The organism is Citrobacter sp. C348 (genome assembly GCF_047467975.1).
Lineage (GTDB): Bacteria > Pseudomonadota > Gammaproteobacteria > Enterobacterales > Enterobacteriaceae > Citrobacter > Citrobacter gillenii.
In genome coordinates this window covers 86,566-111,203 of the sequence record NZ_JASJUJ010000008.1, presented here as the reverse complement: position 1 = coordinate 111,203, position 24,638 = coordinate 86,566, and the positions used below count along the sequence as shown (strand labels likewise).

Annotated in this window: 23 protein-coding genes and 1 pseudogene; 13 read left to right on the top strand and 11 right to left on the bottom strand. The window is 52.1% G+C overall.

Annotated features, from left to right (window positions below):
- Window positions 1-65: 65 nt before the first annotated feature.
- Complete coding sequence (dcp, locus tag QNN86_RS15885) at window positions 66-2,111, bottom strand: peptidyl-dipeptidase Dcp (RefSeq protein ID WP_414211655.1); 2,046 nt, start codon at window positions 2,109-2,111, stop codon at window positions 66-68.
- A 71-nt stretch (window positions 2,112-2,182) separates the two neighbouring features.
- On the opposite strand from dcp, the gene ydfG reads away from it, so the two are divergent.
- The 3 genes from ydfG (at window position 2,183) to ydfZ (ending at window position 4,096) form a co-directional block, all read left to right on the top strand.
- Complete coding sequence (gene ydfG, locus QNN86_RS15880) at window positions 2,183-2,929, top strand: bifunctional NADP-dependent 3-hydroxy acid dehydrogenase/3-hydroxypropionate dehydrogenase YdfG (protein ID WP_096757088.1); 747 nt, start codon at window positions 2,183-2,185, stop codon at window positions 2,927-2,929.
- Between the two features lie 86 nt (window positions 2,930-3,015).
- Window positions 3,016-3,702, top strand: coding sequence for a GntR family transcriptional regulator (locus QNN86_RS15875; protein ID WP_115258527.1), 687 nt, complete (start codon window positions 3,016-3,018; stop codon window positions 3,700-3,702).
- Between the two features lie 190 nt (window positions 3,703-3,892).
- The gene (gene ydfZ, locus QNN86_RS15870; RefSeq protein WP_096757090.1) at window positions 3,893-4,096 is read left to right on the top strand and encodes a putative selenium delivery protein YdfZ; all 204 of its coding nucleotides are present in this window, start codon (window positions 3,893-3,895) and stop codon (window positions 4,094-4,096) included.
- A 76-nt stretch (window positions 4,097-4,172) separates the two neighbouring features.
- Here the strand turns inward: ydfZ and QNN86_RS15865 are convergent, their stop codons facing one another.
- The 5 genes from QNN86_RS15865 to QNN86_RS15845 all read right to left on the bottom strand — a co-directional run bounded on the left by QNN86_RS15865 (window position 4,173) and on the right by QNN86_RS15845 (window position 9,909).
- Window positions 4,173-5,639 (bottom strand): mannitol dehydrogenase family protein, encoded by a 1,467-nt coding sequence (locus QNN86_RS15865; protein WP_414211652.1) that lies wholly within the window; start codon window positions 5,637-5,639, stop codon window positions 4,173-4,175.
- 155 nt (window positions 5,640-5,794) lie between these two features.
- On the bottom strand, window positions 5,795-7,174 hold the full coding sequence (locus QNN86_RS15860; RefSeq protein WP_117343094.1) for an MFS transporter: 1,380 nt from the start codon (window positions 7,172-7,174) through the stop codon (window positions 5,795-5,797).
- Between the two features lie 53 nt (window positions 7,175-7,227).
- Complete coding sequence (locus tag QNN86_RS15855) at window positions 7,228-8,247, bottom strand: Zn-dependent oxidoreductase (RefSeq protein WP_414211650.1); 1,020 nt, start codon at window positions 8,245-8,247, stop codon at window positions 7,228-7,230.
- Between the two features lie 13 nt (window positions 8,248-8,260).
- Window positions 8,261-9,475, bottom strand: coding sequence for a starvation-sensing protein RspA (gene rspA, locus QNN86_RS15850; RefSeq protein WP_096757093.1), 1,215 nt, complete (start codon window positions 9,473-9,475; stop codon window positions 8,261-8,263).
- 107 nt (window positions 9,476-9,582) lie between these two features.
- The gene (locus QNN86_RS15845; RefSeq protein ID WP_181619387.1) at window positions 9,583-9,909 is read right to left on the bottom strand and encodes a YnfA family protein; all 327 of its coding nucleotides are present in this window, start codon (window positions 9,907-9,909) and stop codon (window positions 9,583-9,585) included.
- A 153-nt stretch (window positions 9,910-10,062) separates the two neighbouring features.
- Between QNN86_RS15845 and QNN86_RS15840 the strand changes: the two genes are divergently transcribed.
- The gene (locus QNN86_RS15840) at window positions 10,063-10,404 is read left to right on the top strand and encodes a DUF1283 family protein (protein WP_181619386.1); all 342 of its coding nucleotides are present in this window, start codon (window positions 10,063-10,065) and stop codon (window positions 10,402-10,404) included.
- A 37-nt stretch (window positions 10,405-10,441) separates the two neighbouring features.
- Window positions 10,442-11,002, top strand: coding sequence for a spermidine N1-acetyltransferase (gene speG, locus QNN86_RS15835; RefSeq protein ID WP_115258532.1), 561 nt, complete (start codon window positions 10,442-10,444; stop codon window positions 11,000-11,002).
- A gap of 5 nt (window positions 11,003-11,007) precedes the next feature.
- On the opposite strand, the gene QNN86_RS15830 is transcribed toward speG, so the two are convergent.
- The gene (locus QNN86_RS15830) at window positions 11,008-11,718 is read right to left on the bottom strand and encodes a YnfC family lipoprotein (RefSeq protein WP_181619479.1); all 711 of its coding nucleotides are present in this window, start codon (window positions 11,716-11,718) and stop codon (window positions 11,008-11,010) included.
- Window positions 11,719-11,824: 106 nt separating this feature from the next.
- Between QNN86_RS15830 and QNN86_RS15825 the strand changes: the two genes are divergently transcribed.
- The 5 genes and pseudogenes from QNN86_RS15825 (at window position 11,825) to clcB (ending at window position 17,161) form a co-directional block, all read left to right on the top strand.
- Window positions 11,825-12,130, top strand: coding sequence for a DUF1161 domain-containing protein (locus QNN86_RS15825; protein WP_181619385.1), 306 nt, complete (start codon window positions 11,825-11,827; stop codon window positions 12,128-12,130).
- Window positions 12,131-12,278: 148 nt separating this feature from the next.
- Window positions 12,279-14,717, top strand: coding sequence for a selenate/tellurate reductase subunit YnfE (ynfE, locus tag QNN86_RS15820; protein WP_414211646.1), 2,439 nt, complete (start codon window positions 12,279-12,281; stop codon window positions 14,715-14,717).
- Window positions 14,718-14,789: 72 nt separating this feature from the next.
- A pseudogene (locus QNN86_RS15815) lies at window positions 14,790-15,215 on the top strand (DmsC/YnfH family molybdoenzyme membrane anchor subunit); the annotation flags it as partial.
- 42 nt (window positions 15,216-15,257) lie between these two features.
- On the top strand, window positions 15,258-15,872 hold the full coding sequence (dmsD, locus tag QNN86_RS15810; protein WP_414211644.1) for a Tat proofreading chaperone DmsD: 615 nt from the start codon (window positions 15,258-15,260) through the stop codon (window positions 15,870-15,872).
- Window positions 15,872-17,161: a voltage-gated ClC-type chloride channel ClcB gene (gene clcB / locus QNN86_RS15805; protein WP_414211642.1), complete on the top strand. Its 1,290-nt coding sequence runs from the start codon at window positions 15,872-15,874 to the stop codon at window positions 17,159-17,161. Before dmsD ends, clcB begins: the two co-directional genes overlap by 1 nt.
- On the opposite strand, the gene bioD is transcribed toward clcB, so the two are convergent.
- The 3 genes from bioD to QNN86_RS15790 form a co-directional block, all read right to left on the bottom strand.
- Window positions 17,117-17,812 (bottom strand): dethiobiotin synthase, encoded by a 696-nt coding sequence (gene bioD, locus QNN86_RS15800; RefSeq protein ID WP_414211640.1) that lies wholly within the window; start codon window positions 17,810-17,812, stop codon window positions 17,117-17,119. The genes clcB and bioD overlap by 45 nt on opposite strands.
- A gap of 125 nt (window positions 17,813-17,937) precedes the next feature.
- The gene (mlc, locus tag QNN86_RS15795; protein WP_115259946.1) at window positions 17,938-19,158 is read right to left on the bottom strand and encodes a sugar metabolism global transcriptional regulator Mlc; all 1,221 of its coding nucleotides are present in this window, start codon (window positions 19,156-19,158) and stop codon (window positions 17,938-17,940) included.
- Between the two features lie 128 nt (window positions 19,159-19,286).
- Entirely contained in the window at window positions 19,287-20,186 is a 900-nt protein-coding gene (locus QNN86_RS15790) for a LysR family transcriptional regulator (protein WP_182269846.1), read from the bottom strand.
- 96 nt (window positions 20,187-20,282) lie between these two features.
- Between QNN86_RS15790 and QNN86_RS15785 the strand changes: the two genes are divergently transcribed.
- Window positions 20,283-21,536, top strand: coding sequence for an MFS transporter (locus QNN86_RS15785; protein ID WP_414211637.1), 1,254 nt, complete (start codon window positions 20,283-20,285; stop codon window positions 21,534-21,536).
- A gap of 32 nt (window positions 21,537-21,568) precedes the next feature.
- Here QNN86_RS15785 and QNN86_RS15780 read toward each other — a convergent pair whose 3' ends face one another.
- Complete coding sequence (locus QNN86_RS15780; protein WP_181628572.1) at window positions 21,569-22,258, bottom strand: CPBP family intramembrane glutamic endopeptidase; 690 nt, start codon at window positions 22,256-22,258, stop codon at window positions 21,569-21,571.
- 178 nt (window positions 22,259-22,436) lie between these two features.
- Between QNN86_RS15780 and QNN86_RS15775 the strand changes: the two genes are divergently transcribed.
- Window positions 22,437-23,921 carry a carboxypeptidase M32 gene (locus QNN86_RS15775; RefSeq protein ID WP_414211634.1) on the top strand — a complete coding sequence of 495 codons (1,485 nt, stop codon included), beginning with the start codon at window positions 22,437-22,439 and terminating at the stop codon, window positions 23,919-23,921.
- Window positions 23,922-24,058: 137 nt separating this feature from the next.
- Complete coding sequence (asr, locus tag QNN86_RS15770; protein WP_115259947.1) at window positions 24,059-24,379, top strand: acid resistance repetitive basic protein Asr; 321 nt, start codon at window positions 24,059-24,061, stop codon at window positions 24,377-24,379.
- The last annotated feature ends 259 nt before the right edge of the window (window positions 24,380-24,638 follow it).

Genomic DNA, 24,638 nt, shown 5'->3' with positions numbered 1-24,638 from the left:
TTAATATGCCGCAGTCTCGGCCACCGATAATACGGTCAGATTGTAAGCTGACCGTATTATCCCGGCTACTGTTCTAATCCCCGGTTGCGCAGCATTGCATTAATTCCGGGTTCACGCCCACGCCATGCGGGATACAGACCATGCAAATCTGCACTATTACCGCGAGAGAGGATTGCCTCACGAAAATACTGGCCGTTTTCACGGGTTAATCCACCGTTTTCGACAAACCACTGATAGCCATCGTCGGCCAACATTTGCGTCCATAAATAGGCGTAATATCCCGCGGCATAGCCACCACCAAAAACATGAGCAAAATAAGTGCTGCGATAACGCGGCGGCACAGCAGAAATATTCAGCCCTTCCGCAGTCAGCGCACACTGCTCAAACTCCGCTACTGACAATATCCTCTCGCCGTTTTCCAACGTGTGCCAGTGCATATCCAGTAATGCGGCACTGAGCAACTCGGTCATATCGTAGCCCTTGTTAAACAAGCTGGCCCGCTGCATCTTATCCTGCAGCGATTCTGGCATTCTTTCCCCGGTTTCAACATGGCGCGCGTAGCGGGCAAAGACCAGTGGATGACTCGCCCAGTGTTCATTAATTTGCGAAGGAAATTCAACGAAATCACGCGGGGTATTGGTTCCTGAGAGTGTGGCATAACGTTGACTGGCAAACAGGCCGTGCAGCGTGTGTCCAAACTCATGGAACAGCGTAATGACGTCATCCCACAGCAGCAAGGCGCGCTGACCCTGGGCAGGTTTTTGGTAGTTACAGACGTTGTAAATCACCGGTCTGGTTTCGTTAAGCATCGATTGCTCAACAAAATTCCCCATCCATGCGCCACCGCTTTTTGATTCCCGGGCAAAGAAATCACCGTAGAACAACGCCAGCCCCGTGCCGTCGTGGTCAAAAATTTCCCATACCCGTACATCCGGGTGATATACAGGGATGTCGAAACGCTCGATAAACGTAATGCCATAGAGCTGGTTTGCCGTCCAGAACACACCATCGTTCAGCACCGTATCTAACGCAAAATAGGGTTTCAGCTGTGCCTCATCAAGAGCATATTTTTCACGGCGAACCTGTTCGGCATAATAGGCCCAGTCCCAGGCCTGCACGCTAAAATCGCCCTGCTCTTTATCTATGGCATTTTGGATTTCAGCCAGTTCATCATGGACTCTCCGACGCGCAGCCGGAACGATAGCGCGCATAAAAGTGAGCGCTGCTTCCGACGTTTTTGCCATTTGGTCGGCAATTTTCCACGCTGCATAATGAGCAAAACCAAGTAACTTCGCCTGCTGCATTCGGATTTCCGCCAGCCGCTGAACGATGGCGCGCGTATCGTTGGCATCATTATTTTCAGCCCGCGTCCATGCACGGGTAAACAGCGTCTCACGGGTCTGCCTGTCATGTAACGCGGCAAGCACAGGCTGTTGTGTCGTGTTCAACAGCGGGATAACCCAATGGTCCTGAAGCCCTTTCTCCCTGGCAATTGCAGCAGCCATGGCTTTCTCTTCAGGGCTTAATCCATCCAGTTGATGGACATTATCCACCACCAGGGCACCTGATTTATTCGCCGCCAGAAGGCGCTGATTGAACTGGCTTGTCAGCGTGGCTGATTCGGTGTTCAGCAATTTGAGACGCGCTTTGTCTTCTTCATTCAATTGGGCACCAGCCAGTACAAAACGCTGATAGACAATCTCCAACAACCGTAAGGACTCTGCATCCAGTCCCAACACGGCACGCTGTCGCCAGACGGCCTCTACGCGCGCAAAAAGTGCCGCGTTAAGATAAATATCATTCGCCAGCGCCGCCAGCTCAGCGGAAAACGCTTCATCAAGACGCTGTAATTCATCGTTGGTATGCGCTGCCGTCATGGCAAAGAACACGCTGGTGACGCGCGTTAACAGTGCCCCGCTCTGCTCAAGTGCCAGCAGCGTATTAGCAAAATTTGCGGGCTGTGAATTTTGCACAATGGCGTCGATTTCGGCACGCTTTTGCCGAACACCTTCGTCAAACGCGGGACGGTAATGATGCACGTCTATGTGATCAAATGGCGGAGCCTGATAAGGCAAAGTGCTTTGACGTAAAAAAGGATTCGTTAACGACATCTTTCACTCCTGAAAACGATTTATTGACGTGGTATGGTAATAGCACATAAAAAGCGTTGAGGAACAGTGAGATGATCGTTTTAGTAACCGGAGCAACCGCAGGTTTTGGTGAGTGCATTACGCGTCGTTTTATTGAGAATGGGCATAAAGTTATTGCCACCGGACGCCGCCATGAGCGTCTGCAAGAGCTGAAAGACGAGCTGGGCGATAACCTGTATACCGCACAACTTGACGTACGTAACCGTGCCGCAATTGAAGAGATGCTGGCCGCCCTACCAGCCGAATGGCGCAACATAGATATTCTGGTCAACAACGCCGGTCTGGCGCTGGGTCTTGAACCGGCCCATAAGGCTAACGTTGACGACTGGGAAACCATGATCGACACCAACAACAAAGGGTTGATTTATATGACCCGTGCCGTACTGCCGGGTATGGTCGAACGTAATCGTGGTCATATTATCAATATCGGTTCAACCGCCGGCAGCTGGCCCTATGCCGGAGGTAACGTGTATGGCGCAACAAAAGCGTTTGTTCGCCAGTTTAGCCTGAACTTACGTACCGACCTGCATGGCACTGCCGTGCGCGTGACCGATATTGAACCGGGCCTGGTTGGCGGTACGGAGTTCTCTAACGTGCGTTTCAAAGGCGACGATGATAAAGCCGTCAAAGCCTACGAAAACACCACCGCGCTGACGCCGGAAGATGTCACTGAAGCCGTGTGGTGGGTGGCGTCATTACCTGCGCATGTCAACATTAACACCCTTGAAATGATGCCTGTTGCACAGTCTTTTGCAGGCTTGAGCGTCCACCGGGGTTAATTTTTATACCCGGCCTTGTGCCGGGTATAGATACCACCGAATAAGTGATAAAGTATTCGGGTTAACTCTCTAAAAAGTAAGAATGAATGACCGTAGAAACGCAACTCAACCCTACACAGCCGGTAAATCAGCAGATTTATCGTATTCTTCGTCGCGACATCGTGCAGTGTCTGATTGCGCCCGGTACGCCGCTTTCAGAGAAAGAGGTTTCCGTCCGCTTTAATGTATCACGCCAGCCAGTACGCGAAGCATTCATCAAACTGGCTGAGAACGGCCTGATTCAGATCCGTCCTCAGCGTGGCAGTTACGTGAACAAGATTTCGCTGTCGCAGGTGCAAAATGGGTGTTTTGTTCGCCAGGCAATTGAATGCGCGGTTGCCCGTCGCGCCGCGTCGATGATCACTGACAACCAGTGTTATCAGCTCGAGCAGAATCTGCATCAGCAGCGCATCGCTATTGATCGTAAACAGCTTAACGATTTTTTCCTGCTGGACGATGAGTTTCATCAGAAGCTGGCGTTAATAGCGGATTGTCAGCTCGCCTGGGACACAGTGGAAAACATCAAGGCAACCATCGATCGCGTTCGCTATATGAGCCTCGATCACGTCTCCCCGCCGGAAATGCTCCTGCGTCAGCATCACGACATTTTTGCCGCGCTGGAAAAGCATGACAGCGATGCCGTTGAGCGCGCGATGATGTTGCACCTGCAGGAAATCGGTGAATCTGTTCAGCTGATTCGTCAGGAAAATAGCGACTGGTTTAGCGAAGATTAATCACTCCCTCACCTCGTTCCGGGGTGAGTTTATGCATCCCTTTATCTCCCCCTCTGAACCGCCAAAAAAAAGCTGTGATTTTGATCGAAAACAAAAAAATTCTTTAACGAGAAGCGTATTTATATTGCGCCCGTTACGTGGGTCTAAAAGCCCACGGGCTTTGACGGTAAGTTGGAGAGGAGAAACCACCATGAAAACATACGATCGTAACCGTAACGCAATCACCACCGGCAGCCGCGTCATGATCAGTGACACTGGCATTACTGGCCGCATCAAGGCTATTGATTCCGATGGCCTGACCGCAGAGCAAATTCGCCGCGGGAAAACAGTGGAAATCGAGGGTTGTGAAGGTAAATACGCCCCTCTGGAATTGATTCGTCTGGGTATGAACTGATTGGTGTGAGTGCCAGCAAATAACGCGCCATCTGGCTGGAGTATAAGCCGGATGGCGACATCAACGTTTTACGTCGTTACTTCAATTTCGCGGCATACTTCGCCACCGTCACCTTCGCCCCTTCCGCCAGTAACGCCAGATACGCTTCGGTAACGCGGGTTCTGAACAACTCAACCTGCGGCAGCTCACGACCAAAGATAGCATCGATTGCCAGCAGCGCCTGAACACGTTCTTCGCCCTCTTTACTGCTCTGCACCGCATTCTGGATAACCGGCAGTAACGGATCGCTAATCTCAATCGCGTCGCCCTGTTCATCCACGCCACCTACGTAGCGCATCCAACCCGCCACACCCAGCGCCAGCAGGTCGAAACGGCTGCCGTGCACAAGATGCCAGCGTACGGAATCGAGCATACGCTGCGGAAGTTTTTGGCTGCCGTCCATTGCTATCTGCCAGGTACGGTGACGCAGTGCCGGGTTGCTGTAACGTTCAATCAAACGATCGGCATACTGCTGTAAATCAACGCCTTTCACTTTCAGCGTCGGGGCCTGCTCCTGCAACATCAGCGCACGGGCGACAACACGATAATTGTCGTCCCCCATACAGTCGTTAATGTGTTGGTATCCCGCCAGATAGCCGAGATAGGCGAGGAAAGAGTGGCTGCCGTTAAGCATACGCAGCTTCATCTCTTCGAACGGGATAACATCGGCCACCAGCTCAGCTCCTGCTTTTTCCCATTGTGGACGACCGGCAACAAAGTTGTCTTCAATCACCCACTGACGGAACGGTTCACACGCCACGCCCGCCGGATCGCGCACGCCGGTAAGCTGTTCAATTTTATCCAGCGTATCGGGCGTTACGGCAGGAACAATACGGTCAACCATGGTCGACGGGAACGTCACATGCTGTTCGATCCAGTCTGCCAGCCCGGCGTCCACCGCACGCGCGTACGCAGTAACCACGTTACGCATGACATGACCGTTTTCAGGCATGTTATCGCAGGACATCACGGTAAATGCGGCCAGACCGGCAGCTTTGCGGCGAGCAAGCGCTTCAACAATGACGCCCGGCGCAGATTTGGGCTGATGCGGATTTTGCAGATCGGCGGCGATCAGCGGGTTTTCCAGCATCAGTTGTCCAGTTGCCGGGGAGTGGCAGTATCCTTTCTCGGTAATAGTGAGAGAAACGATAGCCACCTGCGGTTCGCACAGGGCGGCAAAAACAGCCTCAAGACCATCAACCTGCGCATGCAGCGCGTTTTTGACAACGCCAACCACTCTCGCCGTCCAGGCATCGGCCGACATTTCCGCGACGGTATACAGATTATCCTGCTGTTTCAGGTCGGCAATCTGCTGCTCGCCGCCGATCAGGTTAACTTCGCAATATCCCCAGTCACTGTTGTGCTCGGCCGCCAGGATATCCGCGTAAACGCCCTGATGCGCACGGTGAAACGCACCAAACCCCAGATGAACAATACGTGGGACCAGTTTGCTACGATTGTAGTCAGGAAGTGCAGCCTTAGCTGCCAACAGTTTGTTTTGCATGGTATGACCTACTTATCAATGAAATCAGGACTGTCTCAGAGTAACGCCTGTATGGTTGTATGTTTTGATTTGCATTAAACTTTTTACTATTGGTATGACATCATTTGAAGTTATGTGACAGCATGGCCGAATTCCCGACCATGCTGATTAGCGCATCAACTGACCTGAGTCGCACCGGCACGGATCTTCTCGGTTTTACTCACCTCAGCCGCATCTTCCAGAACACTCAGGTCACGATCTTTAACTTCAGGCATCAGGAGTGCTGAAACTAAACCGATCAGTGAGTAGATAATGACCATCACTAAAATAGGCCACCAGGACTGGGTCATGTTACAGAAAATACCGGCTAACACGGGACCAAAACCAACGGCCACTAATCCGCCAGCCTCTTTTGAAATGGCCATGCGCGTAAATCGATTACGAGCACCGAACATTTCAGCCATGGTGATATTTTCGAGGGCAAATAACCCCAATACGGCAAAGTTATGGATAACAATCAGCGCGGTCATGATGACGCCAGGACTATACGAATTATCAACCACAATAGACAACATTGGATAAGCCAGAATGATGGCTGATATATTCAGGATGATATAAGGCAAACGACGACCATATTTATCAGACAACCACCCCAGAAGCGGTATAGTAATAAATCCAATAACAGAACTTATCATCAACGCATCGGTGGGTATTGATTTATTAAATAACAACGTCTGTACCAGATAACCGGCAAGAAAGGTCTGAATTAAACCTGAGTTACCCGCCTGACCAAAGCGTAATCCGGTTGCCAACCAGAAAGATTTACTGCTGAACATCGCACCCAGCGAACTCTCTGAAGGGTCATTCAATGCAGGTGCATTTTCCCCATCATTTACTTTCTCAAATACCGGGCTTTCTTTGAGATTCATACGTAACCAGATGGCGAAAATCATCACCACCACACTAGCCAGGAACGGAATACGCCAGCCCCAGGCTAACAACTCTTCGCGATCAAGCGCGAAGAACATCACCGCCCAGATGGCCGTGGCGCTGAGCGTCCCGCAGTTTGTTCCCATCGCAACAAGGGAGGAAATAATGCCGCGTTTTCCTTTTGGCGCATACTCTGCAAGCATGGTTCCCGCGCCAGAAATTTCAGCACCTGCACCCAATCCCTGCACAATACGCAGCGTCACCAGCAACACTGGCGCAAAGATACCAATCTGCGCATAGGTCGGCAGCACGCCAATTAGCGTGGTACAAATCCCCATCATGGTGATGGTAATGAACAGCACCTTTTTACGCCCGATGCTGTCCCCCATCTTTCCAAATATAAATGCCCCAACGATACGAGCAATATAACCAGCTCCGTACGTGCCCATCGCTAAAATGAGCGCCATGGCGGCTGATTGTTCCGGGAAAAATATCTCATGGAATACCAGTGCGGCACCCAAAGAATATAACTGAAAATCCATAAATTCGAGAGCCGTGCCTAACCATCCTGAAACGGCGGCTCTCACCAGATCTTTCGTTGATCTTTCGTGTTTTTCTTGATTCATATTGGCTATCTCTAAGAGGTAAGATGCGTACCACTTACTCGCAGTAATTAATATTATTCAGCGAATGTGAGTAAAACTTTGCAGCAGTGCTGCTGGTCTTTCTCAAACAATTCGATTGCGTCTGTAACGTGGTGATAGTCAAAAGTGTGGGTAATCAATTTATTCGGGTCGATAAGCCCTTTAACCAGCCAATCAATAACCACCGGGAATTTATTCGCGTTTAACCGTGATGAATAAATGGAAAGTTCTTTCCCGGTAATGCCCTGCTGTACAATCTGGCAAGGTTCGCTGGAGAATCCCATCAACACAATCCGTGCCGCCGGCGACGCCAGCGTAATAGCCTCCTGTAAAATAGATGGATGACAAGCTGCATCCACGATGATTGTGGGTTTTAACCTTTTTTCAGCCAGAAAATCCTGTAACGATTGCTGACCATTATTTATGGTCCAGTCAGCACCACACTGTTTAGCCATTGCCAGACGCTCTTCAATCCTGTCGGCAATCACTACCGTTTTTACGTTATAGACACGTTTAAGTGCCTGAACAGTCGTCAGCCCCATCGGCCCCGCACCGTAAATCAGCGCGATGTCGTTTTCTGTGGGTTTAACTTGTCCGGTCACGTTTGCCGCAATAGTAAAAGGCTCAACCATAACGGCATGCTCATCTTTCACTGAGTCCGGGATCGGCCAGGCATTTTTTGCCGGTACAACAGCAAATTCACTGAAACCGCCATCACGATGGACGCCCAGCACCACCAACGACGTGCAGACGTTCGGTTTACCTATTGAGCAGGGGTAACAGTGTCCACAGCTGATCACGGGATCAACAGATACTCGCTCGCCTAAACGCGAACGATCAACACCCTCGCCTACCGCATCAATAATGCCAAAAAACTCGTGGCCGATGACGCGTGGATATTTTGCGAAGGGATTATGCCCACGATAGATATGACTATCGGAGCCACAAATTCCTGCCAGCTTAATCTTGACCCTGACTTCGCCCGACGCTGGAGTAGGAATTGCTCTTTCTTCAATCACCAGCGTATTCGCTTTTTCAATCACAATACTTTTCATAGCAAACCACTCCTTACCAGTTCCACAAAGTGCCATCTTCCAGGCGCGCGACGGGCAAATAGGCCGGATCGTACGGATATTTCGCCGCGAGTTTTTCGTCGAATTCAATACCCAGACCCGGTTTGTCACCAGGGTGCATATAGCCGTTATCGAACGTCCAGTTATGCGGGAAGACCTCCAGCATCTGCTCGGAATAACCCATATATTCTTGTACGCCGAAATTTGGCACCCACAGGTCAAAGTGCAGCGCAGCAGCCATGCAGACAGGTGACAAATCAGAAGGTCCGTGAGAGCCGGTGCGCACCTGGTACAGCGACGCAAAATCCGCAATGCGACGCATGCCGGTGATGCCGCCCGCATGGGTAATAGTGGTGCGGATGTAGTCGATCAGCTGTTCTTCGATTAGCTGTTTGCAATCCCAGATACTGTTGAAGACTTCCCCTACCGCAATCGGCGTCACCGTGTGCTGGCGAATTAGTCGGAAACATTCCTGGTTTTCAGCTGGCGTCGGATCTTCCATCCAGAACAAACGATACTGCTCAATGCTTTTGCCAAACCGCGCGGCTTCAATCGGCGTCAGGCGATGGTGCATGTCGTGCAGCAGGTGTTCGTTGAAGCCGAATTTATTACGCACGGCGTCAAATAATTGAGGGGTAAAATCAAGGTACTTTTCCGTCGACCACAACTGCTCTTCCGGCCACTGCCCTTTGGTCGCTGGCTCATAGGCCAGGCCTTTGCCTTTTGACATACCGTAGGTGGTTTTCATACCCGGCACGCCGCACTGGACGCGAATCGCTTTAAAGCCCATCTCCTGATGGCGCGCATAATCTTCCAGCACATCATCAATGGTACGGCCAGTGGTATGGCAGTAAACCATCACGCCTTCGCGGGATGCGCCACCCAGCAGCTGATACAGCGGCATATTCGCGGCTTTCGCTTTGATATCCCACAGCGCCATATCAACGGCAGATATCGCCGACATCGTGACCGGACCACGACGCCAGTACGCGCCTTTGTAGAAGAACTGCCAGATGTCTTCAATGCGGTGCGCGTCGCGGCCAATAAGTTGCGGACACACATGGTCCTTCAGATAGGACGCAACGGATAACTCACGTCCGTTCAGCGTGGCATCACCTAACCCCGTGATCCCGTCCTCAGTGGTAATTTTCAGCGTGACGAAATTACGCCCTGGACAGGTGACAAAAACTTCAGCCCCTACAATCTTCATTCTCTATTCCTTACATCGCTGTGTCTGATGCAGGAAATCTACTCAACTGAGCTACTACCATACAAGTATGATGATCGTAAAATCGCTAGCTGATCACAAAAAAGGCGCTATGCGCGCCCCCATCCAGCCACGATGATCAACATTCCGCACAGCGCGATCAGCGCGCCAGACCAGTCGTACAGGCTCAGTTTTACACCATCGACAATGCGCAGCCACATCAGTGCGGTCACCACATACACGCCGCCATACGCCGCGTATACGCGCCCGCTCGCGGTCGGGTGCAGCGTCAACAACCAGACAAACAAGGCCAGTGACACCCCGGCCGGAAGAAGCAACCAGGCCGTTGCGCCTCGCTTTAACCAGAGCCAGGGTAAAAAGCAGCCGATAATTTCGCACAGCGCGGTGATGAAAAAAAGTAATGTCGTTGTAAGCATGGACAGTATTCAGTGACGTTTGGTTTAAACATGATACGACAGAATGCGGGCAGTTTATCCATATCCGCCAGGCGGGTATGACCCGGAACAGGAATGGTGTAGAATTTAACCCTGTTTTATCGTTTTTTGCCTTTCTCATTAAAGGAATTCACCATGAACAACACACTGAGCAAACGCCTGTGCCTGACGGCCATGTTGACGCTGGCGGCGGTGGTATACACCTCCTCTGCCTTTGCTGAAACCAGCAAACTGGTCATTGAGTCCGGGGACAGCGCACAAAGCCGTCAACAGGCGGCAATGGAAAAGGAACAGTGGAACGATACGCGTCAGTTACGCCAGAAGGTGAATACGCGTGCCGAGAAAGAGTGGGATAAAGCCGACGTGGCCTTTGACAGTCGCGATAAATGCGAGCAAAGCGCCAACATTAATGCCTACTGGGAACCGAACACCCTGCGCTGCCTTGACCGCCGCACCGGCCGTACCGTCGCGCCATAATTTTTATGCCCAATAAAGGAAATGGAAAGGATACGTTATGACAAGCGCCCTCAGTGTTAAGTTGCGCCCGCTGGAGCGTGAAGATTTACGATTTGTCCATCAGCTTGATAACAATGCCAGCGTGATGCGTTACTGGTTCGAAGAACCGTACGAAGCGTTCGTTGAGCTGTCGGACCTGTATGACAAGCATATTCATGACCAAAGCGAACGCCGCTTTGTGGTGGAGTGCAACGGTGAAAAAGCCGGTCTGGTGGAACTGGTGGAAATTAACCATGTACACCGCCGTGCCGAATTCCAGATCATTATTTCGCCAGATTTCCAGGGCAAAGGTCTCGCCACACGCGCGGCAAAACTGGCGATGGATTACGGTTTCACCGTACTCAATTTATATAAGCTGTATCTGATCGTTGATAAAGAGAATGAAAAAGCCATTCACATCTACCGCAAACTTGGTTTTATGGTGGAAGGAGAGTTGATTCACGAGTTCTTTATTAACGGACAGTACCGTAACACCATCCGCATGTGTATCTTCCAGCATCAGTATCTGGCGGAACATAAAACACCCGGTTCCAACCTGTTGCAGGCTACTGCACAGTAACGCGGTTAGTAGTAATCAATGGTGTTTTTAATCGTGTAATGGTGTTCAACTGCCGGCTTCACGCTATCATCAACGATGACAAGCTGGCAGTTGAGCGGATTCGCATGATCATCGTATTCACACGTTTGCGTGACGTTTCCCAAAGAACGATCGTTCAATAGACTCTCTGCCGTATAATCCAGTTTTTTCAGCGGATCGGCTGACGGTTTCGCATTAACACGTAACGTGTTGTCTTTACTGATGGTGGTTTTTCCCAGCGGATAGCCCTCCGCGTCGTACCGGTACTGCACCTGCATTTCTTTCCCCGTTCCTGAAACAACGAAGCCGTTATCATCGGTGTCCCACACCACGCCGGCAGCAGGTAATTCCGCCAACTGGCATTTCCCCTGTAAACGGATCTTTTTTTCCAGCGTCTCAGCGTCCAGGTAATAGTTAGCATCCAGCACTAACGCCATGCCGCTGTTGCTCTCAATATCGTGCAATTCCAGCGTATCAAAACAGCCTTCCTGCGAGAGAGTGCCACGCACACGCTTGGCCACTTCACCTTTCTCATTCAGCAGTGTCTGACTGAAATCTTTTACCGGACCACGCAGCGGATCAAACTCGAATTCATTGGAAAAACTGGCCATTTCCGGCGTGAAGGAAACCAACTCCTTGCCGTTATCACAGCCGATCAACACGACGCACAGGAAACCTAACAAGGTCTGTTTCTTCACATTTTTCACCGGCATAAAGAGATTATTCTCAATCATATTAGCAAATACAGTTATTTACACCAGAAATGCTAATCTTAATGAATGTCTGTCATGAAAGGAGTTGATGATGAAATTCTCTACAGGAATTGTCGCAGGTTTGCTTATCCTCGCCTCCCCGCAGGTTCTGGCAGCGCCTGAATCGTGCGAGAGAGTGAGGAGCGATATTGAGCAGCGTATTATTAATAATGGCGTTGCACAAGACAGCTTCACCTTAAGTATCGTGCCAAACGACCAGGCCGATCGACCGGATTCTCTGGTCGTGGGACATTGTGCCAACGACACGCATAAAATCCTTTACGCGCGGACCAGCAGCGGCAACGCCCCCGCCAATAGTACGCCATCTCAGGACGGTCACCCCGTCGAACCGCAATAATCCAGCCCTCCGTTCGCGGAGGGTTACTCCTGGTTTGATATGCATTAATAAGCCCTACCCCAGAATAGGTAAACCCAACCCATCATTAGCATGCTATTAATTTCGTTGTGACACGTAATATATAGCGATAACTATAATGGAGTGGGTTATGTCTGACGTTGACCAATATGGAGGTATTAGCCGCAGGACGTTAGTGAAGTCCTCGGCTATCGGTACACTCGCGCTTGCCGCAGGTGGCGTGTCACTGCCTTTCGGGATACGTACCGCTGCCGCTGCAGTACAGCAATCAGTATCGCCGGTTGAAGAAAAAATCGTCTGGGGCGCATGCTCAGTTAACTGCGGCAGTCGCTGTGCTTTGCAGTTACATGTCAAAGATGACGAAGTTTGTTGGGTAGACACCGACAATACCGGCGATGACATCTATGGTAATCACCAGGTCCGCGCCTGCCTGCGCGGTCGCTCTATCCGCCGACGTATTAATCACCCTGATAGGCTTAATTATCCTATGAAGCGTGTTGGTAAACGTGGTGAAGGTAAATTTGAACGTATTAGCTGGCAGGAAGCCCTGGACACCATCAGCGTCGGTCTAAAAAATACCATCCAGAAATACGGCAATGAAGCGGTATACATTAACTACACCTCCGGCATTGTCGGTGGCAACATTACCCGTTCTTCCCCTTATGCCTCGCTAGTGGCGCGCCTGATGAACTGCTATGGCGGCTTCCTCAGCCACTATGGGACGTACAGTACGGCCCAAATTGCAGCCGCAATGCCCTACACCTACGGCTCAAACGACGGCAATAGCACTTCAGACATCGAAAACACGAAACTGGTCGTTATGTTCGGCAATAATCCGGCCGAAACGCGTATGAGCGGTGGCGGTATTACTTACTTCCTGGAGCAAGCCCGGGAACGCTCAAATGCCAGAATGATTGTTATCGACCCTCGTTATACCGATACCGCAGCGGGTCGTGAAGATGAGTGGATCCCGATTCGTCCGGGTACTGACGCCGCACTGGTTGCAGGAATTGCCTGGGTGCTGATTACTGAGAAGCTTGTCGATCAACCGTTCCTCGACAAGTACTGTATTGGTTATGATGAGAAAACCCTTCCGGTCGACGCTCCCGCAAACGGACATTATAAAGCCTATATAATGGGTGACGGCGATGATGGCATTGTAAAAACACCAGAATGGGCATCTCACATCACCGGGATCCCAGCCGCGCGCATTATTAAATTGGCCAGAGAGATTGGGAGCGCCAAACCGGCGTACATCTGTCAAGGATGGGGGCCACAGCGCCAGGCAAACGGTGAGCTGACTTCCCGCGCCATTGCCATGTTACCCATCCTGACCGGTAATGTAGGCATCAACGGCGGTAACAGTGGCGCACGCGAATCCACCTATACCATTACGATTGAGCGCATGCCGCTGCCGGGGAATCCGGTCAAAACGCAGATTTCCTGTTTTAGCTGGACCGACGCTATCGCACGTGGAACCGAGATGACTGCCACCCGCGACGGCGTGCGCGGAAAAGAGAAGCTGGATGTACCGATTAAATTTATCTGGAACTATGCGGGCAATACCATTATCAATCAGCATTCGGATATCAATAAGACGCACGAGATCCTACAGGATGACTCGAAATGCGAAATGATTGTGGTTATTGAGAATTTCATGACCTCCTCCGCTAAATATGCCGATATTCTGCTGCCCGACCTGATGACCGTTGAACAAGAAGACATTATCCCGAACGATTATGCCGGGAATATGGGATACCTGATTTTTATTCAACCCGCTACTTCCGCGAAATTTGAACGTAAACCCATCTACTGGATAATGAGCGAAATCGCGAAACGTCTTGGCGACGACATCTACCAACGGTTTACCGAAGGACGTACACAAGAGCAATGGCTACAGTATCTGTATGCCAAAATGTTGGCTAAGGACCCTGCACTGCCTTCCTATGACGAGCTGAAAAAAATGGGGATCTATAAACGTAAAGATCCTAACGGACACTATGTCGCCTACAAGAAGTTCCGCGAAGACCCTGATGCCAATCCACTGAAGACACCGTCAGGCAAGATTGAAATCTACTCGAGTCGCCTGGCAAAAATTGCCCGTACCTGGGAACTGGAGAAAGATGACGTGATCAGTCCGCTGCCTGTTTACGCATCGACCTTTGAAGGCTGGGACGATCCCAAACGCCGTCATTTCCCACTACAGCTATTTGGTTTCCACTACAAATCCCGAACCCACTCAAGCTACGGCAACATCGACGTTCTCAAAGCGTCCTGTCGCCAGGAGGTCTGGATTAACCCACTGGATGCGCAAAAGCGTGGTATTTCCAATGGCGATATGGTCCGTGTTTATAACGATCGTGGCGAAGTGCGTATTCCCGCAAAAGTGACCCCGCGTATTCTCCCCGGCGTTAGCGCAATGGGCCAGGGTGCCTGGCACGATGCCGATATGTCTGGCGACAAAATTGACCATGGAGCCTGTGTTAACACGCTGACCACCCAGCGCCCGTCACCGTTAGCCAAAGGTAACCCGCAGCACACTAACCTGGTTGAGATTGAGAAGGTTTAAGGAATAGCTCATGAATGCGCAGTACGGATTTTTTATCGACTCCGCCCGTTGCACCGGTTGTGAGCGGGCGATGTTGGCTCTCCGCTGCAGGCACTTAATTCGCTAAACCGGGTCGGTGCCTCGGCGCTGAGTAACGAAATTGCCAGCGGATCGTTATTTTTCGCCGTCGGTGGCGTCTGGTGGCTGGTGGCTTTTCTCGGTAAAATGCCGGCTGCGCTGGGTAAAATCTGGCTGCTGGTGAGCATGATCCTCGGGGGTGTATTTGTCAGGGCGATAACCCAGGTTTACCAGATAGAAACCGTACCAACCTGGTATAATGGTTACACCACCGTGGCCTTTTTCATGACGGTGTTGCTGAGTGGCCCGCTGATCCTTCGCAAAGAACCGCATGTTACAGGTCTGGCGCTCGGCTTAGTTCTCGTGCTTGCCGGTGAAATCATTGGCCGCGGATTGTTTTACGGTCTGCATATGACAGTCGGTATGGCTGTTGCAGGTTAACTCACGAGTGCGGGGAAGCCCGCACTTTTCAGGATTGTTTGCATGACCTCTTTTTCTCAACGTGACAACTTTTCCACCGCAGCGCGCGTGCTGGGCGCGCTGTTCTACTATGCGCCAGACAGCGCAGAAGCAGCTCCGCTCGTCAGTGCGCTAAGGGCCGATGGCTGGCAGGCGCAGTGGCCACTGTCTGACGATGCGCTGTGCGGGCTGGTTAGTCAGTTTCAGATTGAAGCCAATGAATCCCTCTCACAGGCCTGGCAGCGCTTGTTTATTGGTCCTTACGCACTGCCTTCCCCGCCATGGGGTTCCGTCTGGCTGGACCGTGAAAACGTCTTATTTGGCGAATCAACACTGGCATTGCGTCAGTGGATGCGCGACAACGGTATTCAGTTCGATATGCAGCAAAATGAACCCGAAGATCACTTTGGTTCTCTGCTGTTGTTAACCGCCTGGCTTGCTGAAAACGGGCGTCATGACGCGTGCGAACAACTGCTGGCCTGGCATCTGTTACCCTGGTCGGGCCGTTTCCTTGAGGTCTTTATCGAGAAATCCGGTCATCCGTTTTACCAGGCCCTAGGCGAACTGGCCCGACTAACGCTGGCACACTGGCAGTCGCAGCTGCTGATCCCCGTCGCCATGAAGCCATTATTTCGTTAATGCATCATTTGCACGCCTATCCCGACCTGCGCGCGATGCTTCGCCGCCTGCTGTTCGCCGCGCTGATTGGTATCCTGGCAGCGCTGGCGGTGGCCGGTTTTCGCCACGCCATGCTGCTCCTTGAGTGGCTTTTCCTGAGTAACGACACAGGCAGTCTGGTCAATGCGGCATCCAGCCTGTCACCGCTGCGACGCATGCTGACCCCGGCTCTGGGCGGTCTTGCGGCAGGATTACTGCTGTGGGGCTGGCAGAAATTTAACCGCCAGCGCCCGCAGGCGCCCACGGATTACATGGAAGCGTTGCAAACTGACGGCCAGTTTGACGTTAGCACCAGCCTGGTGAAGTCACTGGCATCATTACTGGTGGTCGCCAGCGGGAGCGCCATCGGGCGTGAAGGCGCCATGATCTTACTGGCGGCGCTGGCTGCATCCTGTTTTGCCCAGCGCTTTACCCCACGCTCGGAATGGAAATTATGGATTGCCTGTGGGGCTGCTGCCGGCATGGCCGGCGCGTACCATGCGCCGCTGGCCGGCAGCCTGTTTATTGCTGAAGTCCTGTTTGGCACGTTAATTCTGGCATCGCTGGGACCGGTTGTCGTCTCCGCCGTTGTCGCCTTGCTCACCACTCATTTACTCAGTGACAGCAACGCGCTGCTTTATACCGTGCATTTGTCGCGAGAGCTACACGCGCTGGACTATCTGATGATTGTCAGTACCGGCGTGGCGGCAGGGATCTGCGGCCCTCTCTTTATGTGGCTGATGACCACCAGCCACACCGGTTTTTTACGCCTGAAACTTTCACCACCGTGGCAGCTGGCGTTGGGGGGATTGATCGTTGGCGTGCTGTCGTTATTCACACCAACCGTTTGGGGAAATGGCTACAGCGTAGTGCAGTCGTTTTTACTCTCCCCGCCGCTGCTTTCGATTATCTCCGGGATTTTTATCTGCAAATTACTGGCGGTACTGGCCAGCAGTGGTTCTGGCGCGCCGGGTGGTGTGTTCACACCGACCCTGTTTGTCGGCCTGTCGGTTGGAATGCTGTTGGGTCGCCTGTGGGGATTCTGGCTTCCGGGTACAGATGAGATTGCGGTGCTGCTGGGACTAACCGGGATGGCGACGCTACTGGCGGCGACAACGCACGCACCGATTATGTCTACGTTGATGGTCTGTGAAATGACCGGGGAGTATCGGCTACTCCCTGGCTTATTGATTGCTTGCGTCGTGGCTTCCGTGCTGTCGCGAACGCTACGCCATGACTCTATCTACCGACAGCACGCTGCCGAGCATTGACAGTCGGATATACTGAGACAGCTCTCGCTGCTCTGCGCGCGGCAGGTATGGCAACTCGCCGATCAACGGGGCAGGTAATTTCTTGCCGAGCACGTCGATGATTTCAGCGTAATGCGCCAATCCGGGGTTAATACGGTTCGCCACCCAGCCGATCAGCGGCAGTCCGTCGCTGGCAATCGCCTGCGCCGTGAGGATGGCATGATTAATGCAGCCTTCCTGAATCCCCACCACCATCAACACCGGCAACTGTTCCTGAACCACCCACTCCGACAACGGACGCAAATCGTTCATCAAACTGCGCCAGCCACCGGTACCTTCGACCACCACGTGATCGACTTTTTCGCTCAGGCTGGCGAGTCCGTTTGACAACAGGGTGTAGTTGATCGGTCCGCTATGCGCAACACTACTTTCGTCCTCGCTCAGCGCAATAGGATTGACCGCCTCGTAAGGCAAATCCAGGGAAGAAACGCTTTGCAGCACCAGCGCATCTTTGTTGCGCAAGCCTTCCGGCGTCTCTTTGCTGCCTTTAGCCACGGGTTTATAACCCGCAACACATTTACCCCCTGACGCTAACGCTTGTAGTAATGCGCGGGAAACCACTGTCTTCCCAACAGAAGTGTCTGTACCTGTAATAAAGAAACGCTTCAGCATCACTAACTCCACCGTTATGCTTTGAAAATATAAGTCAGGAAAATAATACAGTGGAGAAAGTCTAAGGTAAGAGAACCTGAATCAGCTTGAGATAGCGCAATTTTTTGTACAACAGTTAAAAAATGTTAACCCTGTAATAGACGAATCAACAAAGAACCGTTATACATCGCGTCCTTCACGAGGGCGGCCCCCGCCATCGTTCCCTGATTGGTAAACTGTGTGCTCTCAACAACAATGTGCTTACTGTAGGCCGGCAACGCCTGTTGACGAATACTGTCAGCGATGGTCGGAAACAGAATATCTGCGGCCTTGCTGAGCGGAGAACCGATCAAAATCTTTTGCGGGTTGAATAAATTCACCATGATGGCCAGGATGCGTCCCACATGCGTACCGACGCCGTTAATAATATCCTTCGCCAGTAAATCACCCTGCATGGCGGCCAGGCATATTGAATCCACCGTCAACGGTTGACCATGCAGTGAGGAGCTCATCGACTGCTTCAGACGCACCTGTGCGAGTTCAAGAACGCTGTCCACGCTGGCGATCGTTTCCAGGCATCCATGATTACCGCAATAACAACGTTTGCCGTAAGGGTCCACCTGCGTATGGCCAATCTCGACCAGACTGCTACTGCCCGCATGCAGTAAATGGCCGTCGGTGATCACCCCCGCGCCCACGTTGTGGTCAATCACTACCTGAATCACGTCGCGGGCACCGCGCGATGCACCAAAAAGCGCTTCAGCCATGGTCCAGGCGCTGATATCGTGCTGAATGTATACCGGTACCCCGGTATGACTCTCCAGCGCGTCACCCAGTGGCATCTCTTTAACGTCATCGTAAAACGGCATGCGATGAACGATGCCATTCTCGGTATCGATAATGCCCGGCATGGTGATGGCAATGGACGTTAAGCGTTCAAGCTTTTGCTGATGACGAATGAAGAATTGATCGACCTGCGCAATCACGCGATCGAGCAGCGGGATCTCGGAGACCAGCGCCATTTCAAGGCAATCTTCAACCACCAGTTTGCTGCTGAGATCGCGCAGTGCGAGAAAAATTTCGCCACGACTGATACGAATAGATAAGTAGTGCCAGGCTTCCGTCTCGACAACCAGGCCAACGGCCGGACGCCCACGACTCCCGGCTTCTTTGATTTCCAGTTCTTGCACCAAATGTGCTTCGAGCATTTCGCGGACAATCTTGGTAATACTGGCAGGCGCTAATTGCGCCAGGCGAGAGAGATCAATACGCGATACCGGTCCGAGCTGATCTATCAGGCGATAAACCGCGCCCGCATTGGTCTGCTTAATTTGATCGATATGCCCAGGCTGACTATCAGCAACCACCACTTACTCCCTTTATTTTCGCGCTCCGAAATAATCTGTAGGCTATGGTGAAGTACTTCAATGGTTTCCGTCAACTTTTTACTTAGCCGTGTGATTTACCGCACATTTTCACCGGTTTTTAAACTAATTTAAGCACGTTGTACCGCCGCTAAAAGCTGCTGGCGAAAGCGTTGCGCAGCATGGCTTTGCTCGCGATGTTTAGGCCACACCAGCCACATTTCAGATACAGCATCCTCTTCTGCTATCGGTACCCAACACATTTCATACAGCTGTACCCGTTTAAAGGAGGCTGGCAGAATAGACACCCCCAACCCCGCCGCCACCAGGCCGATAATGGTCATCGCCTCCCCGACCTCCTGAGTAATAGTCGGCTTCAGGTCGTAGCGACGCATCAGGCCAAGAATATCGTCATACAATCCGGTCCCCACGTGCGGGTCAAAAAAGACAAACGGCTCGCGGGCCAGTTCCGCCAGAGTAACAACCGGCTTTTGCGCCAGCAGATGCGCGCGCGGAATCATCGCCATCAGCGGTTCGTGCAGGATCACCTCCCGGTTCAGGCTGTCAGGCAGTTGCGTATTGCGCATCAGTCCCAAATCCAGCGTCCCTTCGCTCAATGGGGCAATTTGCTCGCGGGTATTCATTTCGCGCGTTTGCATATGCACATCGGGGTAAGCCTGGCGAAAAAAGGACAGCGTATCTGACACCGCCTTAATAAACGGTGCTGAGGAGGTAAATCCGATACGCAGCTCCCCCGCTTCGCCCAAATGCAGACGTTCGGCCCTTGCTGCGGCTTCATTCACCAGCCCGAGGATCTGCCGACTGTCGGCCAGAAACTGCCTGCCTGCAGCAGTCAGCGCCACGCTGCGGTTGGTTCGTGCCAGCAATCTGGCACCCACCTGCTGCTCGAGGATTTGGATCTGTTGGCTCAACGGAGGTTGGGAAATGTTCAGCCGCGCCGCAGCTCGGCCAAAATGCAGTTCTTCCGCAACCGCCACAAAGTAGCGCAGGTGACGCAGTTCAATATTCATATTTTTAAAATATCATTTGAGATTATTAATATATTAGACAGAATATTGTGATTTTCATACTCTAAAGCCTGGTCCTGTATACCCAATGGATTTCATGTGAGCCGTACAACTACTGTCGATACTGCCCCGACACGCGATGTTGATGAACAGAGTATCTCCCCGCCAGATGCGTTTATAAAACGCGGCACCGCCTCTTTTATGCGCGTCACGCTGGCACTGTTTTCCGCCGGGCTGGCCACATTTGCCCTGCTGTATTGCGTACAACCGATCCTGCCGGTATTGTCCCATGAGTTTGGCGTATCGCCTGCCAGCAGCAGTATTTCACTGTCTATCTCCACCGCCATGCTGGCAATCGGTCTCCTGTTTACCGGCCCGCTTTCCGACGCCATTGGCCGCAAGCCGGTAATGGTCACCGCGCTCCTGCTGGCTTCCTGCTGCACCCTACTTTCAACGATGATGACCAGCTGGCACGGTATCCTGATCATGCGTGCATTGATTGGCCTGTCATTAAGCGGGGTCGCCGCGGTAGGTATGACCTATCTAAGCGAGGAGATCCACCCTAGCTTTGTCGCCTTTTCGATGGGGTTGTATATCAGCGGTAACTCGATTGGAGGAATGAGTGGCCGGTTGATCAGCGGAGTATTTACCGACTTTTTTAACTGGCGTATTGCGCTGGCGGCTATCGGCTGTTTTGCGCTGGCCTCCGCGCTGATGTTCTGGAAAATCTTACCCGAATCCCGCCACTTCAGACCGACGTCACTGCGGCCTAAGTCATTGTTTATTAATTTCCGCCTGCACTGGCGTGACCCCGGATTGCCGCTACTTTTCGTGGTCGGATTCTTATTAATGGGATCGTTTGTCACGCTGTTTAACTACATCGGCTACCGCCTGATGCTGTCGCCCTGGGAACTCAGTCAGGCGGTGGTCGGCCTGCTGTCCGTGGCTTATCTTACCGGTACCTGGAGTTCCCCCAAAGCAGGGTCAATGACCACCCGCTACGGTCGTGGTCCGGTGATGTTGTTCTCGACTGGCGTGATGCTCGTAGGCTTGTTGATGACGCTGTTCACCTCCCTGTGGCTGATTTTTGCCGGGATGCTGCTCTTTTCTGCCGGTTTCTTTGCCGCACATTCGGTGGCCAGCAGCTGGATTGGTCCGCGCGCTAAACGCGCCAAAGGTCAGGCCTCGTCGTTGTATCTGTTCTGTTATTACCTGGGATCGAGCATTGCGGGTACGCTGGGTGGCGTTTTCTGGCATAACTACGGCTGGAACGGCGTCGGCGGGTTTATTGCGTTGATGCTGATCCTTGCGCTACTGGTGGGGTCCCGTTTACATCACCGATTGCACGCCTGATTGTGATGCCCGGTATCGCCGGGCACACCGCATTACGTGGACGGCACGAATGCCTGAGCCGCGATTTGCATGCCCACCACCGTCCCGTTCATCAAGATATGCAGCATAATTGGCATCAGTATGCCGTTACTTTTAATTCGGGCATAAATCAGAACCAGTGACACGATAAACAACAGCAATAACGTCCTAAAATCCACATACTGCGTGTGCATCAGCGCGAAAATGGCGGACACCACCGCAGACGTCAACCAGGTTTTATCCTTGAACCAGTACTGAAAGGCATTGAACAGGCAGCCGCGGAAAATCATTTCCTCATAAACCGGGGCAATAAATATCAGCGACAAACTCGACAGCCACAGCGCGTAACTACGTAGTGATACCTGGGTTATCACCCATTCTTCATTTTGTCTTATTCCCAGCAGCCAGGGCCCGGCAAACTGCACCAGCAAAAGTGCGACAAATAAAATACCAAACCACGTCACGTTAAACGTGCCCTTTCCCAGACCTGCTCTTTTGCTAAAGAAGAAATAATACAGCGGTACCAGCACAACGAACTCCGTAGCAAACAGCAGTGGGAACAGTAATCCCTGCGCCTGTAACAGCGCGCTTTCAGCAAAAAAAAGGGGGACAAACGTGAGGCCAAACATCAGAATAAACATCGAAAAACAACCGGATACTGCCCGAGTTCTGGCGATATAGTCACTACTGATTTCCTGTTGCATACCGGCTCCCTGCTAAAAGTTTACGCCATAGTTTAAAACATCAAATTTTGTTTATGATAAAAAGTATCATTATCACTTACAAGCTACCAACATTTCGCATTCTCTGCCGAGGAATGGGTAAATGCGGTAAATCACGTTAGACTCACAGGTCTGGTCCAACAGAACGAGAACGAAAATAATGAGTCACAGCACGAATTACCAACAACTCACCCGCACCTTCCAGCGGCTCTCTCGCTTCTCCCATCTCTCGGCAATCGCCAGTTGGGACATGTTTACCATGATGCCTCCTGGCGGCAGCCAGGCCCGTGGCGAAGCGCTGGCGGAACTGAACGTCCTGGAACATCATCTGTTAACCGATCCTAAGGTCGCCGCCTGGATTGCCGGCGCGCAACAAGAACAGCTGAACGATATTGAGCAGGCCAATTTGCGGGAAATGTCGCGTCTGCATCATCAGGCATCCTTGTTGCCGGAATCGCTGGTTGAAGCCAAATCCCTGGCCGGCAGCCGCTGTGAACACGCGTGGCGCAGCCAGCGCCCGGCCAATGACTGGGAAGGTTTTGCTGAGAACCTGAAGGATGTGGTGAAGTACAGCCGCGAAGAGGCCAGGCTGCGTGCCGAGGCCAAAGGTTGTTCACCGTATGATGCGCTGCTGGATGTGTTTGAACCAGACATGACCAGCGCCCGCCTGGACGTGTTATTCGCCGACCTCAAAGGCTGGCTACCGGACCTGTTAAGCAAGGTGGTCGCCAAACAGTCCCGGCAATCGTTAGCGCCGGTTGGCCCTTTCCCGACGGCGGTGCAGCGCGAGTTAGGCCTTGAGACCATGGCGCAGTTGGGATTCGACTTTGCGGGCGGACGGCTGGACATTAGCGCCCACCCATTCTGCGGCGGCGTACCGGAAGATGTGCGTATCACCACACGGTATGATGAAAACGAACTGCTGAGCGCACTGTTTGGCGTTATCCATGAAACCGGCCATGCCCGCTATGAGCAGAACCTGCCGCGTAACTGGTCCGGTCAACCTATCGCCCTGGCACGCTCGACCGCCATTCATGAATCCCAAAGCCTGTTCTTTGAAATGCAGCTGGGTCGAAGCAGCGCCTTCCTGACGCGGTTAATCCCGGCGGTGAAGCGGCATTTTGGCGATCAACCCGCCTTTGAAGAAAGCAATTTTATCGCCTGGAACCAGCAGGTGAAGCCGGGCTTTATCCGCGTTGATGCCGATGAAGTGAGCTACCCCGCCCACGTGATCCTGCGCTACGAAATCGAGCGAGCACTGATTAACGGCGACATTGAAGTCGATGATATTCCGGCCTTATGGAATGAGAAAATGCAGGCGTGGCTGGGGCTGTCAACCATCGGCAATTACCGTAATGGGTGTATGCAGGATATCCACTGGACCGACGGTGGCTTTGGCTACTTCCCTTCCTATACCCTTGGTGCCATGTATGCAGCACAGTTGTTTAGTGCGGCAAATCGCGCGTTGCCGGGGTTAGAAACGGCCATTGCTCAGGGTGATTTCAGCGCACTGTTTGACTGGTTACGCCAGAACATCTGGCAGCACGGTAGCCGTTTTACCACCGAACAGTTGATTACGCAGGCCACTGGTGAACCACTCAGCAGTCGCTATTTCCGTGCACATCTGGAAGCCCGTTATCTGTAATCACTTACCGTGGGTCATTGTACAAACGGTTACACGCCGAAACCAATGACTCACGGAAGCCTTGATATTACAGCGATATAGTTATTTCAACGGCCCCGCAGTGGGGTTGAATGAAAAACCAAATCGAGGGTATGACAATGAAAAAAGTATTAGCTCTGGTTGTTGCCGCTGCTATGGGTCTGTCTTCTGCTGCGTTTGCTGCTGAAACAACGGCCACCACGACTCCGGCCGCTGCTGCCACCACCAAAGCTGCCCCGGCAAAAACCACACATCATAAAAAACAGCACAAAGCAGCACCGCAGAAAGCGCAATCTGCCAAGAAACACACCAAAAAAACCACCGCTAAGCCTGCTGCAGAACAAAAAGCGCCAGAGCAAAAAGCACAGGCAGCTAAAAAGCACAGCAAAAAAGCCGTAAAACACGACGCAGCTAAACCTGCTGCTCAGCCAGCTGCATAATCCGTCAGAATAACGCTGGCGTCCCCCACGCCAGCGTCTACGGCGCTACGTCTTGCCGATTCAGCGCCGCGTTTCGGAGGGTAACAGGGTGTCCCATTACCGCTTTGAGTTCATTCTTATTACACTGATTATTTGCGGCCTTATCGCCACACACTTTTATCTTTCCTGAGTGTAGTTACCTGATTTTACTCCCACTTTCCCGCCGTCCCGTCTATAGTATTCGTTGAGGGTTTGCTTTTAATAATCATAATTCCCCACC

What these genes read in the sequence shown, in the direction of transcription:
- QNN86_RS15860 (WP_117343094.1), bottom strand. Translation starts at nt 7,174, where the DNA reads ATGAATCAAGAAAAACACGAAAGATCAACGAAAGATCTGGTGAGAGCC.
- QNN86_RS15790 (WP_182269846.1), bottom strand. Translation starts at nt 20,186, where the DNA reads ATGAATATTGAACTGCGTCACCTGCGCTACTTTGTGGCGGTTGCGGAA.
- ydfG (WP_096757088.1), top strand. Translation starts at nt 2,183, where the DNA reads ATGATCGTTTTAGTAACCGGAGCAACCGCAGGTTTTGGTGAGTGCATT.
- dmsD (WP_414211644.1), top strand. Translation starts at nt 15,258, where the DNA reads ATGACCTCTTTTTCTCAACGTGACAACTTTTCCACCGCAGCGCGCGTG.
- QNN86_RS15875 (WP_115258527.1), top strand. Translation starts at nt 3,016, where the DNA reads ATGACCGTAGAAACGCAACTCAACCCTACACAGCCGGTAAATCAGCAG.
- ynfE (WP_414211646.1), top strand. Translation starts at nt 12,279, where the DNA reads ATGTCTGACGTTGACCAATATGGAGGTATTAGCCGCAGGACGTTAGTG.
- QNN86_RS15780 (WP_181628572.1), bottom strand. Translation starts at nt 22,258, where the DNA reads ATGCAACAGGAAATCAGTAGTGACTATATCGCCAGAACTCGGGCAGTA.
- QNN86_RS15775 (WP_414211634.1), top strand. Translation starts at nt 22,437, where the DNA reads ATGAGTCACAGCACGAATTACCAACAACTCACCCGCACCTTCCAGCGG.
- bioD (WP_414211640.1), bottom strand. Translation starts at nt 17,812, where the DNA reads ATGCTGAAGCGTTTCTTTATTACAGGTACAGACACTTCTGTTGGGAAG.
- speG (WP_115258532.1), top strand. Translation starts at nt 10,442, where the DNA reads ATGACAAGCGCCCTCAGTGTTAAGTTGCGCCCGCTGGAGCGTGAAGAT.
- rspA (WP_096757093.1), bottom strand. Translation starts at nt 9,475, where the DNA reads ATGAAGATTGTAGGGGCTGAAGTTTTTGTCACCTGTCCAGGGCGTAAT.
- clcB (WP_414211642.1), top strand. Translation starts at nt 15,872, where the DNA reads ATGCATCATTTGCACGCCTATCCCGACCTGCGCGCGATGCTTCGCCGC.
- QNN86_RS15855 (WP_414211650.1), bottom strand. Translation starts at nt 8,247, where the DNA reads ATGAAAAGTATTGTGATTGAAAAAGCGAATACGCTGGTGATTGAAGAA.
- QNN86_RS15845 (WP_181619387.1), bottom strand. Translation starts at nt 9,909, where the DNA reads ATGCTTACAACGACATTACTTTTTTTCATCACCGCGCTGTGCGAAATT.
- QNN86_RS15825 (WP_181619385.1), top strand. Translation starts at nt 11,825, where the DNA reads ATGAAATTCTCTACAGGAATTGTCGCAGGTTTGCTTATCCTCGCCTCC.
- dcp (WP_414211655.1), bottom strand. Translation starts at nt 2,111, where the DNA reads ATGTCGTTAACGAATCCTTTTTTACGTCAAAGCACTTTGCCTTATCAG.
- QNN86_RS15840 (WP_181619386.1), top strand. Translation starts at nt 10,063, where the DNA reads ATGAACAACACACTGAGCAAACGCCTGTGCCTGACGGCCATGTTGACG.
- ydfZ (WP_096757090.1), top strand. Translation starts at nt 3,893, where the DNA reads ATGAAAACATACGATCGTAACCGTAACGCAATCACCACCGGCAGCCGC.
- asr (WP_115259947.1), top strand. Translation starts at nt 24,059, where the DNA reads ATGAAAAAAGTATTAGCTCTGGTTGTTGCCGCTGCTATGGGTCTGTCT.
- QNN86_RS15865 (WP_414211652.1), bottom strand. Translation starts at nt 5,639, where the DNA reads ATGCAAAACAAACTGTTGGCAGCTAAGGCTGCACTTCCTGACTACAAT.